Here is an 11,674-nt window from a genome sequence, read left to right on the forward strand (position 1 = left end):
GATGAAATGGCGTAACAATGGCAACCATCACCACTCCCCGGCTTCATCTCACCCCTTTCGAACCCACCGACTGGGCCTTCTTCCGCTCGCTGCGTGAAAACCGCGACATCATGCGCTATATGTCCGCCATCGCGCCGGAAAAAGAGACCCGACGCGTGTTTGCCGCGCGCCTGATGGCCGAGCATGTTTTCGTGATCCGTTTTCGGGATGAGGAGACCCCGCTTGGCGATATTGGCCTGCAAATCAGCCCGGCGAATCATGAAGAGGCAGATATCGGCTATACGGTTGTGCCTGCTGCGCAGGGGAAAGGTATTGCCAGCGAGGCGCTGCGCGCGGTGTGTGATTACGCCTTTAACCAGACCGGCGTGAAGGCCATTAACGCGTTTGTGCTGGCGGATAACGGCGGGTCGGTGCGCGTGCTGGAGAAAGCCGGGTTTGTGCGTACGCAGGTACTGGAAAAGGCATATGAAATTAATGGGGTGCGGTATGACGACTGGGTCTATCGGCTGGAGTGTGGTGCGGTCTGAATGCCGGGCGGCACTGCGGTTTTTGTAGGCCCGGTAAGCGAAGCGCCACCGGGCGATTGGGCTGTACTGCGGTCTGATGCCCTCATCCCAACCCTCTCCCACGGGGAGAGGGAAAACCCCCGTTATTTCAGGGAGCCTTTCAGGAACTGCTGCAGACGCGGGCTTTGCGGATTCGCTAAGACGTCGTCCGGATGGCCCTGCTCTTCAATTTTGCCCTGATGCAGGAAGATGACGTGGTTAGAAACGTTACGGGCAAAGCCCATCTCGTGCGTCACCACCACCATCGTTTTGCCCTCTTCGGCCAGCTTCTGCATGATGCGCAGCACTTCGCCAACGAGTTCAGGATCCAGCGCTGAAGTCGGTTCATCGAACAGCAGCACTTCGGGTTCCATCGCCAGCGCGCGGGCGATGGAGACACGTTGCTGCTGACCGCCGGAGAGGTGCACCGGGTATTTCATCTGCTGACGCTCGTCGATACCCACTTTCGCCAGGTATTTCACCGCGCGCTCGCGGGCTTCCTGTTTGCTCAGGCCCAGCACCTGAATCGGCGCTTCCATCACGTTCTCCAGCACCGTCATGTGGCTCCAGAGGTTGAAGTGCTGGAACACCATGGTCAGACGCGTGCGCAGCAGACGCAGCTGATTCTTATCCGCCACCTTCAGCTGGCCGTCTTTATCGCGTATCAGATTAATATTCTGCCCGCTCACCACAATCGAGCCTTCACTCGGTTTTTCGAGGAAGTTAATGCAGCGCAGGAAGGTACTTTTACCCGAGCCGGATGAGCCGATGATACTGATTACGTCGCCTGCATTCGCCTGCAGCGACACCCCTTTCAGCACTTCATGTTCGCCGTAGCGTTTGTGCAAATCAATAACGTTTAATTTGTTCTCAGCCATCATCTTTCTCAGTGCGTCGAAGAAGGTTTTATATGCTGCAACCAGCGTTTTTCAGCCTTGCGGAACAGGCTAATCAAGACATAAGAGATAATTAAATAGAGCACCGCCGCAATGCCAAACGCGGTAAACGGCTGATAGGTCGCGGAGTTAATATCGCGCGCGATTTTGAGCAGATCCGGCACCGTCGCGGTAAAGGCAAGCGCAGTGGAGTGCAGCATCAGAATCACTTCGTTGCTGTACGCAGGCAGCGCAATACGCAGCGCCGATGGCAGAATAATGCAGCGGTAAAGTTTTACCGACGAAAAGCCATACGCCCGCGCCGCTTCAATCTCGCCATAAGGCACGGAACGAATAGCCCCGGCGAAGATCTCGGTGGTATAGGCACAGGTGTTGAGCGTCAACGCCAGCACCGTACAGTTCAGGCCGCTACGGAAGAACGCATTCAGCATTTCCGTGCCTTTTACGATTTCCAGCGTGTACATGCCTGAATAGAAGACCAGCAGTTGCACGTACAGCGGCGTACCGCGAAAGACGTAGGTAAACAGCCAGATGGGGAACTGAATAAATTTATTGTTCGACACGCGGCCAATGGCGAGAAACACCGCCAGAATGCCGCCCATCACCACGGACGAAATCAGCAGCCACAGCGTGATCGCCACGCCGGTAAAGCGATAGCCATCCGTCCACAGCAGGGATTTCCAGTATTCCTGAATAATCTCAATCACAGGTCAGCCCTCTTCACACCCACGGAGTAGCGACGCTCAAGCAGAAGCAGCACACCATTGGAGACGGTCGTAAAGACCAGATAGATCACGCCACAGACCACCGCAAAGTAGAAGGGCTCCCAGGTGCTTTTACCCGCCAGCTGAGTGGCTTTGACCACATCTTCCAGACCGAGCAAAGAGACCAGCGCCGTCGCTTTGAGGATAACCTGCCAGTTGTTACCAATGCCCGGCAGCGCATAGCGCATCATGGCCGGGAACATGATCCGGCGAAACGTTTGTGAAGAGGTAAAACCAAATGCGGTTGCCGCCTCAATGTGACCTTTCGGCACGGCCATATAAGCACCGCGGAAGGTTTCGGTGAAGTAGGCACCGTAGATAAAACCGAGGGTAATAATACCGGCCACCATCGGGTCGATATCAATTTGTCCCAGTCCCATCGCATCCGTTACGCTGTTTAACGCAATCTGCAGACCATAAAAGATGAGCAGCATCAGCACCAGATCGGGTACGCCGCGAATGAGCGTGGTATAGCCTTCAAAAATGAGCGCCAGCGGTTTGTTAGCCGAAAGCTTCGCCCCTGCGCCCGCCAGACCTATCAGCACCGCCAGCACCACGGAGCTGATAGCCAGCTCAAGGGTGACAAGCGCGCCCTGTAAAATGACGCCAGAAAATCCGTACAGCATACCGCGAGCCCTGTCGTATCGTGAGTGGTGAAACCGTGTCTTTTCCCCTCCCGCATCGGGAGGGGCCGCACGTTATTTGACGGAGCGATTAGCCGCCGTACACATTGAAATCAAAGTACTTTTTCGCCAGCTTGTCATAGGTACCGTCAGCGCGCATTTCCGCAAACGCTTTGTTCAGCGCTTCACGCAGTTCGTTGTCTTCTTTGCGCAGGCCCATACCGGTACCCACACCGAACAACTTCACATCCTTAATGGACGGACCGCCGAACTTGTAATCTTTGCCCACCGGCGTTTTCAGGAAGCCTTCGCTTGCCGCGACTTCATCCTGGAATGCCGCATCAATACGGCCGGCCGTCAGGTCTGCGTAAATATTTTCCTGGCCCTGATAGGAGACAATTTCGATCCCCTTCGGCGCCCAGTGCTCGTTACCGTAGGTTTCCTGGGTGGTGCCCTGCAGCACGCCCACGCGTTTGCCCTTCAGCGACTCAAGCGTTGGCTGAATATCAGAAGACTTCGCCACCACCAGACGTGAATCGGCCGCGTAGAGTTTGTCGGTGAAGGCAATCTCCTGCTGGCGTTTTTCAGTGATGGAGAGCGAGGACATAATTACGTCGATTTTTTTTGCTTTCAGGGATGGGATCAGCGCGTCCAGCGGGTTCTCAACGTAGGTACATTGCGCTTTGATGCGTTTGCACAGCTCATTGGCCAGATCGATGTCAAAACCCACCAGTTCACCCTTTGAATTCTTCGACTCAAACGGCGCATAGGTTGGATCGGTACCAATACGGATTTTCTGCGGAATGGCTGCGAATGCCGCGGTGGCGCTGGAAAAGGCCAGCACCAGAGATAGTGACAACACGAGTTTTTTCATATTTGTCCTCAACAAACTGTCTTCATACGGGATTTTTACGACGACGGGGTGGTGCTAATGTGCCATTAATCCCCACCTTCAGGCAAAGATTAATGCCTTCGGGCCGGGATATTTTGCATTATAAATGCGTAAGTATGCACAAAGCGATCCAATATAGTGCATTTAACGCACCATACTGGATCACCCCTTCGCCTGATGCCTCTTTTCAGTGCATCACCGTCAGGTCTCAGTCACCGTAGACGTTGAAGTCGAAGTATTTCTTCGCCAGTTTGTCGTAAGTACCGTCTTTACGCAGCTCTTTAAACGCTTTGTCAAAGGCGGCTTTCAGCTCGGTATCATCCTTACGCAGGCCAATACCGGTGCCGTCACCAAAGTATTTTTTGTCTTTCACGGACGGGCCTGCAAAAGCGTAGTCTTTCCCGGCTGGCTGCTTCAGGAAGCCTTCGCTCGCGGCGACTTCATCCTGGAATGCGGCATCCAGACGGCCCGCCGACAGGTCAGAGTAAATCAGATCCTGATTCTGATAGGCAACCACGTCAACACCCTTCTCGCGCCAGTTGGCATTGGCATAACCTTCCTGCGTTGACCCCTGGAGCACGCCAACATGCTTGCCTTTCAGCGAGTCGATGGTCGGCTGGATCGGGGAGCCTTTAGCGGCAATCAGACGTGAATCAGCGGCGTAGAGCTTGTCAGAGAAGGCAATCTCCTGCTGACGCTTTTCGGTGATAGAGAGAGAAGAGATAATGGCATCGATTTTCTTGGCTTTCAGCGACGGAATTAATGCGTCAAAGTCGCTGCCCACCCATGTGCATTTCACCTGCATGCGTTTGCACATTTCATTTCCCAGATCGATATCAAACCCCACGAAATCGCCTTTCGCATCCTTGGAAGAGAATGGCGCGTAGGTTGCGTCTGTACCGATACGAACCGTCTGTGGAAGCGCTGCATAGCTACCTGCCGCCGCACTTAACCCCACCAGCAAAGACAGAGCCAGAACCGTCTTCTTCATACATTTACCCTCAAGTACCGTGATTTTATTATGTATTGTGTTGTGTGTTGTGTTGCAGGCTTCTCTTGCAGGTCTTATGCCACATTGCCGTCTGGTCAAAACTTCGACGTTAAATATGTTAATAAAACGTTGCGATATTGCCTTAATGGTGAAAGATAGCAGGTCTGCCGAACGAACCGGAGAGAGAAAAAGGGAAAAAACGAATTAAATGTCGAGGATATGATCGCCGTTGCATAATTGCCCTGAAACAGGGCAACGTCTCTTTTCATGCACAGCATGTGTGCACAGAATCAGGCTCCCTGCCAGCGGGTGAAGAGATCTTCCGGCAGGTCGATATCAAACTGATCCAGCACGCGGTTGACGGTCTGGTTGATCACATCATCCAGCGACTGCGGGCGATGATAAAACGCCGGTACCGGCGGCATGATCACGGCGCCCAGCTCGGCGGCCTGGGTCATCAGGCGCAAATGCCCCAGATGTAGCGGCGTTTCCCGCACGCAAAGCACCAGCGGGCGACGTTCCTTCAGCACGACATCCGCCGCGCGCGTTACCAGCGTGTCGGTATAGCTGTTCACAATGCCGGAGAGCGTTTTAATTGAACAGGGCAGGATCACCATGCCAGCGGTTTTAAACGAGCCTGAGGAGATGCTGGCGGCGATATCGCGCGCGTCGTGAACGACGTCGGCCAGTGCCTGAACATCACGCAGGGAGAGATCGGTTTCAAGGGAGAGGGTTTGTCGCGCCGCCTGGCTCATCACCAGATGGGTTTCGACTTCCGCTACGTCGCGCAAAACCTGCAGCAGACGTACGCCGTAAATGGCGCCACTGGCACCGCTGAGCCCAACAATGAGTCGTTTCATGATTTTCGCCCTAACTGATTTCAGGGCAGACTGTGCAGGATTTCGCGGGGAGTTGCAAGTGAGGGCGAGCGCCCTCACCTGCAGAGAGATCAACCTTCGTTGTGCATCTCTAAACTTTCGAGATCGTTTTGCAGCTGAACGGCTTTCGCATCGTCGTTGCGCAGCGAATCAAGATAGTCAAGGTACTGCTGGTCGACGTCTTTCGTCACATAGACGCCGTTAAACACGGAGCATTCGAACTGCTGAATCTCCGGGTTCTCGGCGCGCACCGCGTCGATAAGATCGTTCAGATCCTGGAAAATCAGGCCATCGGCGCCGATAATCTGACGAATTTCGTCCACTTCGCGACCGTGGGCAATCAGCTCATTGGCGGTTGGCATATCGATGCCGTACACGTTCGGGAAGCGAATTTCCGGTGCGGCAGACGCCAGATACACTTTCTTCGCCCCCGCTTCGCGCGCCATCTCGATAATCTGCTCAGAGGTGGTACCACGCACGATGGAGTCATCCACCAGCAGAACGTTCTTATCACGGAATTCGGCGCGGTTGGCGTTCAGTTTACGACGTACAGACTTACGGCGCAGGTGCTGGCCCGGCATGATGAAGGTGCGGCCAACGTAGCGGTTCTTTACGAAGCCCTGACGGTAAGGTTTATCCAGAATACGGGCAATTTCCAGAGCGATATCGCAGGAGGTTTCCGGGATAGGAATAACCACGTCGATGTCGAGATCGTCCCATTCGCGAGCAATCTTCTCGCCGAGCTTCGTGCCCATATTTACGCGCGCGCTGTAGACGGAAATCTTGTCGATGAAGGAGTCCGGGCGGGCGAAATAGACGTATTCAAACAGGCACGGGTTGCTGACCGGGTTGTCGGCACACTGACGGGTAAACAGCTGGCCCTTCTCGGTGATATACACCGCTTCGCCCGGCGCAACGTCACGCAGGAATTCGAAGCCCAGGGTATCCAGCGCCACGCTCTCAGAGGCAACCATATATTCGGTACGGCCATCGCCAAGGTCGCGCTTGCCCAGCACCAGCGGACGAATGCCGTTTGGATCGCGGAAGGCAACCATACCGTGACCGATAATCATCGCCACGCAGGCGTATGCACCGCGGATCTGGCGGTTGGTCGCAGCAATGGCAGCAAAGATATTGTCTGCTTCCAGCGGGTAGTGACGGAAGTTATCCAGCTCGCTGGCGAACACGTTGAGCAGGATTTCAGAATCAGAGGTGGTGTTAATGTGGCGACGTTTCTCTTCGAACAGCTTTTTACGCAGCTCATGGGCGTTGGTCAGGTTGCCGTTATGGGCAAGGGTGATGCCATACGGTGAGTTGACGTAGAAAGGCTGTGCCTCAGAGGCGCTGGAACTGCCAGCAGTAGGATAACGAACGTGACCGATCCCCATATTACCTTGCAGACGCTGCATATGGCGGGCTTCAAACACATCGTTTACCAGGCCATTCGCCTTACGTAAACGGAAGCAGTTGTTTGCATCAATGGTGATGATACCCGCAGCATCCTGCCCACGGTGCTGAAGCACCGTTAACGCGTCATAAATCGACTGGTTTACCGGCATGAAACCGGCGATACCGACAATACCGCACATTCGTCTTTTCCTCGTTAAGCCACATCTCAGGGTTTATGCCCTGGGCAAAAAACTCGACGAGCTTTGCAGATAGTCAAAGAACCATCTGATGATGAAGCTGAACTCAGGAATGAGCTGCGATTTCTGCCAGTCTTCACTTTTGGAGAACCCGGTGAAGGTATCCAGGAAGAACAGGATGGCGGCCACAATCAGCACACCTCGCAACGCCCCGAAACAGATCCCGAGTACCCTGTCCGTTCCTGACAGACCGGTTTTCTCGACCAGCTGACCTATCACGTAATTGACGATAGCACCAACAATCAGCGTCGCGATAAACAGCACCGCGATGGCGATTCCATTTCGGACCAGTTCATCTTCAAAGCCCGTGAACCAGACAGACAGGTAAGTGTAGTAATGACTGGCAACAAAGAAAGCACAACCCCAAGTCACCAGCGATAACGCTTCACGAACAAAGCCACGGATCAGGCTAACCAGACAGGAAAAACCAATCACCGCAATGATGGCGTAATCAATCCAGACCATATGTGTCCCACGATTTAACGCCCTGTCATCCAGTTCGGGGCGAATTCTAACAGAAAAAGAAAACGTTTGCGTAGGGATTTCCTTCCCGCGCGTAAATAAAAAAGGCGCTGAAAAAATAATCAACGCCACGGTCCTTTTGACTTCTCTGCGGACGTCTTCTCCCCCTCACCCCGGCCCTCTCCCTTGAGGGGCGAGGGTTAGGGGGAGGGGGAGATCTTATCAGTTCGCGCTATAGTTCATCACCACACCGCTCAGACCGGAGATCTGCTTCAGTTCACCCAGCGAGCCTTTCAGCTTATCTTTAGACGCTTCCGGCCCCACAAGGATACGGGTAATTTTACCCTGCACCGGCGTGGAAGGTGAAGTGTAAACACGATAGCCCGCGCTGCGCAGTTTACCCACGACCTCGTTAACTTTATCGGCGTTTTTCAACGCGCCCAGTTGCACAACATAGGCTTTGCCGGTCGGGGCTGCGTCTTGCTTCGCTGGCGGAGGGGTTTCTGACGCTGCAGCCAGTTGCTCTGCCGCTTTATCACGCGTTGGCTTCGGCTGCGGTTTCTCTACCGGCTTCGGTTTTTCAACAGGCTTCGGCTTCTCTACCGGTACCGGATCAATCTCGATGTTGTTATTCGCCGCCAGACGCGACGGGTCGAGCGACGGCGCAGCGGCATCGCCCGCGCGAACTTCTTCAGCCGCCCCTTCCGGCGGCTGGGCAGGCAGCGCCTGTGTCGCCGCAGGCAGCATATCCGGTTCATCACGGTCGCCCGGTTTCGGCACCAGCGGAATGGCTGCAAACTCGTCCTGATAATGCTTTTTCTGCCCGTCGAGCAGCCCGGGAAGAATAATCACCCCGAGCGCGACCAGCACAATGGTTCCTGTTAAACGGTTCTGAAACTTACTCGCCACCGGTTCTCCCCGCGTCCATCACTTCCATGACATGTGCCACCGTGTGGAAAGAGCCACACACCAGCACGGTATCTTCTGGTTTAGCATCCGCCATCGCGGCATGCCAGGCCTGAGCCACGCTACTATAGATTGCGCCTTTGCCGAGATGTTCCATCAACTGCTCGGCCGTCGCACCACGCGGCCCCTCAAGAGGAGCACAATACCAGCTATCGACCACACTCTCCATGCAGGCCAGCGTGCCACCGATATCTTTATCATGAAGCATACCGATAACCGCCAGCACGCGCCCGGTTTTTGGTAACGATTTGAGACGTCCTGCGAGGTACGCCGCTGCGTGTGGGTTGTGCGCCACGTCCAGGATCAGGCGCGGTGACTCACTCACTATCTGAAAACGTCCCGGCAGCAGCGCATTCTGAATGCCGTCGCGGATCGCCTGATCGCTGACCGCTAATCCGCTGGCGCGCAATGCCGCCAGCGCGGTTGCCGCGTTAGGCTGTGGCACCTGCGGCAGCGGCAGGTTGTCCAGCACTCCCTGCGCATCGCTAAAACGCCAGCCGTTATCCTGAACCTCATATTGCCAGTCAACGCCACGGCGCAGCAACAGAGCGCCCTTCTCCTGGGCCACGTCAGCAATAGTGTGCGGCATATCCGGCTCACCGACCACGGCGGGTTTATTCGCCCGGAAAATACCGGCCTTCTCGCGACCAATGCTTTCACGATCCGGCCCCAGCCAGTCGATATGGTCCAGCGCGATACTGGTGACCACCGCCACGTCCGCATCCACCATATTGGTGGCATCAAGCCGCCCGCCAAGACCCACTTCCAGAATCACCACATCCAGCTGCGCCTGTTTGAACAGCCACAATGCCGAAAGCGTGCCGTACTCGAAATAGGTTAACGAGATATCACCTCGCGCGGCTTCGATTTCCGCGAACGACGCCGTATGCGCCGATTCCGGCAGCTCGCTGTTCTGCACGCGAACCCGCTCAGTGTAACGTACCAGGTGTGGTGAGCTGTAAACGCCTACCTTGTAACCCGCCGCCATCAGGACGGATTCCAGCGTACGGCAGGTAGTGCCTTTACCGTTGGTGCCTGCGACGGTGAAAACGAAAGGCGCAGGTTTCAGCACGCCCAGACGCGCGGCAACCTGGCTTACGCGCTCAAGCCCCATATCAATGGTTTTACTGTGCAGGTTTTCCAGATAAGAAAGCCACGCGGCCAGGGGCGACGTGGCTTGAGGAATGCTTTTATTTTCCATGATGCCCGGTTGTCATTAGCAGGTTATAAAGCAAAAGGGCAGCGCCATCTGGCCCTGCCCTTTTCAGTTATCAGGCCTCGGGTTCCTGATCCGGTACCACCACGCCTTCGCGCGGCTCATCCGGGTTTGGCGCGGGCAGATTCATCAGCTTCGCCAGAACGCTTGCCAGTTTCAGGCGCATTTCCGGACGGCGGACGATCATATCGATGGCGCCTTTCTCAATGAGGAACTCACTGCGCTGGAAGCCCGGGGGCAGTTTTTCACGAACGGTTTGCTCAATGACGCGAGGACCAGCGAAACCGATCAGTGCTTTTGGCTCAGCAATGTTCAGATCGCCCAGCATCGCGAAGCTTGCAGAGACGCCACCCATGGTTGGGTCGGTCAGCACGGAAATGTAAGGCAGACCGCGTTCCTGCATTTTCGCCAGCGCCGCAGAGGTTTTCGCCATCTGCATCAGAGACATCAGCGCTTCCTGCATACGTGCTCCGCCAGAGGCAGAGAAGCAGATCAGCGGGCAGTTATCTTCCAGCGCTTGCTCAACGGCACGCACAAAACGTGCGCCCACGACAGAGCCCATTGAGCCACCCATAAAGGAGAACTCAAACGCCGCGGCGACAACCGGCATTTCATGTAGGGTGCCTTTCATGACGATCAGCGCGTCTTTCTCGCCAGTCTCTTTCTGTGCAGAGGCCAGACGATCTTTGTATTTTTTGGAATCGCGGAACTTCAGCACATCTTTTGGCTCAAGCTCGCTGCCCAGTTCTACCAGTGAACCTTCGTCCAGCAGGCTATGCAGGCGGTTACGCGCCGACATACGCATATGGTGGTCACACTTCGGACACACTTCAAGATTGCGTTCCAGCTCTGCACGGTACAGAACCTGACCGCAGCTATCACACTTAGTCCATACCCCTTCAGGAATGCTCGCTTTGCGCGTTGGGGTAATGTTGCTTTTAATTCGTTCAATCCAGCTCATTGATAACCTTTCTGCCTGAACCTGGTCGTATGCCAGTTTTGCTATAAGAGGCGAATAATGCCATTTTTGCCTCCAACAGACCATGAATGTTGCACATTAAAACATAACAGCCCGAAACTTTGGATAAAAAAGTGGTCGAACCGCCAGCGTGCATTTACTTCGCTTGCTTTGCCGCCGCGCGTTTGTGACGAATAATCTCGATAACGCCAGGCAGTACGGAAAGCACAATAATCGCTACAATCAGTAACTTAAGGTTTTCCTGAACCACCGGCAAGTCGCCAAACAGGTAGCCTGCATAGGTAAACAACAGCACCCACAGCAGCGCGCCAACGACGTTATACATCGCAAAATGACGATAGGACATATGCCCCATTCCCGCCACAAACGGTGCAAATGTGCGCACAATAGGCACAAAACGCGCAAGGATAATGGTTTTTCCGCCATGACGTTCATAAAACGCATGGGTTTTATCTAAATAGCTGCGACGGAAAATTTTCGAATCAGGATTGCTGAACAAGCGCTCACCGAACACCCGGCCAATGGTATAGTTGACGGCATCCCCGATAATTGCGGCAATCACCATCAACACCACCATCAGATGCACGTTCAAATCATTGGTCGGTAGGGCCGATAACGCACCCGCAACAAACAGCAGGGAGTCCCCCGGCAGGAAGGGGGTAACGACCAGACCGGTTTCACAGAACAGAATGAGGAACAGGATGGCATAAACCCAGACGCCATACTGCGCGACCAGTTCCGCCAGGTGAACATCAATATGCAGAATGAAATCAATCAGAAAACGTATTACGTCCATATTGTCTAAGCCTTAATTGC

13 protein-coding genes are annotated in these 11,674 nt (G+C 54.6%); 1 reads left to right on the forward strand and 12 read right to left on the reverse strand.

The window, feature by feature from the left end; genetic code table 11:
• The first annotated feature begins 17 nt into the window (after positions 1 to 17).
• On the forward strand, positions 18 to 527 hold the full coding sequence (locus tag ACMGGM_RS06725) for a GNAT family N-acetyltransferase (RefSeq protein WP_023330979.1): 510 nt from the start codon (positions 18 to 20) through the stop codon (positions 525 to 527).
• A 122-nt stretch (positions 528 to 649) separates the two neighbouring features.
• Here ACMGGM_RS06725 and hisP read toward each other — a convergent pair whose 3' ends face one another.
• The 12 genes from hisP to ACMGGM_RS06785 all read right to left on the reverse strand — a co-directional run bounded on the left by hisP (position 650) and on the right by ACMGGM_RS06785 (position 11,654).
• A complete protein-coding gene (gene hisP / locus ACMGGM_RS06730; protein WP_014884660.1) occupies positions 650 to 1,423 on the reverse strand; it encodes a histidine ABC transporter ATP-binding protein HisP in 774 nt (257 codons plus the stop codon).
• A gap of 8 nt (positions 1,424 to 1,431) precedes the next feature.
• On the reverse strand, positions 1,432 to 2,148 hold the full coding sequence (locus ACMGGM_RS06735; protein ID WP_008502590.1) for an ABC transporter permease: 717 nt from the start codon (positions 2,146 to 2,148) through the stop codon (positions 1,432 to 1,434).
• A complete protein-coding gene (locus tag ACMGGM_RS06740; RefSeq protein ID WP_014884661.1) occupies positions 2,145 to 2,831 on the reverse strand; it encodes a histidine ABC transporter permease HisQ in 687 nt (228 codons plus the stop codon). The genes ACMGGM_RS06735 and ACMGGM_RS06740 overlap by 4 nt, the downstream gene beginning before the upstream one ends.
• An 88-nt stretch (positions 2,832 to 2,919) precedes the next feature.
• Positions 2,920 to 3,702, reverse strand: a complete 783-nt coding sequence (gene hisJ, locus ACMGGM_RS06745; protein ID WP_008502592.1) for a histidine ABC transporter substrate-binding protein HisJ — start codon at positions 3,700 to 3,702, stop codon at positions 2,920 to 2,922.
• A gap of 226 nt (positions 3,703 to 3,928) precedes the next feature.
• The gene (gene argT, locus ACMGGM_RS06750; protein WP_045269239.1) at positions 3,929 to 4,711 is read right to left on the reverse strand and encodes a lysine/arginine/ornithine ABC transporter substrate-binding protein ArgT; all 783 of its coding nucleotides are present in this window, start codon (positions 4,709 to 4,711) and stop codon (positions 3,929 to 3,931) included.
• A gap of 290 nt (positions 4,712 to 5,001) precedes the next feature.
• The gene (locus tag ACMGGM_RS06755; RefSeq protein WP_014884663.1) at positions 5,002 to 5,571 is read right to left on the reverse strand and encodes a UbiX family flavin prenyltransferase; all 570 of its coding nucleotides are present in this window, start codon (positions 5,569 to 5,571) and stop codon (positions 5,002 to 5,004) included.
• Between the two features lie 89 nt (positions 5,572 to 5,660).
• Positions 5,661 to 7,178, reverse strand: a complete 1,518-nt coding sequence (purF, locus tag ACMGGM_RS06760) for an amidophosphoribosyltransferase (RefSeq protein WP_014884664.1) — start codon at positions 7,176 to 7,178, stop codon at positions 5,661 to 5,663.
• 33 nt (positions 7,179 to 7,211) lie between these two features.
• Positions 7,212 to 7,700 carry a colicin V production protein gene (gene cvpA, locus ACMGGM_RS06765; protein ID WP_000262116.1) on the reverse strand — a complete coding sequence of 163 codons (489 nt, stop codon included), beginning with the start codon at positions 7,698 to 7,700 and terminating at the stop codon, positions 7,212 to 7,214.
• Positions 7,701 to 7,919: 219 nt separating this feature from the next.
• Positions 7,920 to 8,606, reverse strand: coding sequence for a cell division protein DedD (dedD, locus tag ACMGGM_RS06770; RefSeq protein ID WP_023330982.1), 687 nt, complete (start codon positions 8,604 to 8,606; stop codon positions 7,920 to 7,922).
• Positions 8,596 to 9,864 (reverse strand): bifunctional tetrahydrofolate synthase/dihydrofolate synthase, encoded by a 1,269-nt coding sequence (gene folC / locus ACMGGM_RS06775; RefSeq protein WP_063943738.1) that lies wholly within the window; start codon positions 9,862 to 9,864, stop codon positions 8,596 to 8,598. Before folC ends, dedD begins: the two co-directional genes overlap by 11 nt.
• Before the next feature lie 70 nt (positions 9,865 to 9,934).
• Entirely contained in the window at positions 9,935 to 10,840 is a 906-nt protein-coding gene (accD, locus tag ACMGGM_RS06780) for an acetyl-CoA carboxylase, carboxyltransferase subunit beta (RefSeq protein WP_014884667.1), read from the reverse strand.
• A 154-nt stretch (positions 10,841 to 10,994) separates the two neighbouring features.
• On the reverse strand, positions 10,995 to 11,654 hold the full coding sequence (locus ACMGGM_RS06785) for a DedA family protein (RefSeq protein WP_014884668.1): 660 nt from the start codon (positions 11,652 to 11,654) through the stop codon (positions 10,995 to 10,997).
• Positions 11,655 to 11,674: the final 20 nt, after the last annotated feature.

The sequence above is a fragment of the Enterobacter sp. BNK-14 genome (assembly GCF_047456095.1).
GTDB lineage: Bacteria > Pseudomonadota > Gammaproteobacteria > Enterobacterales > Enterobacteriaceae > Enterobacter > Enterobacter kobei.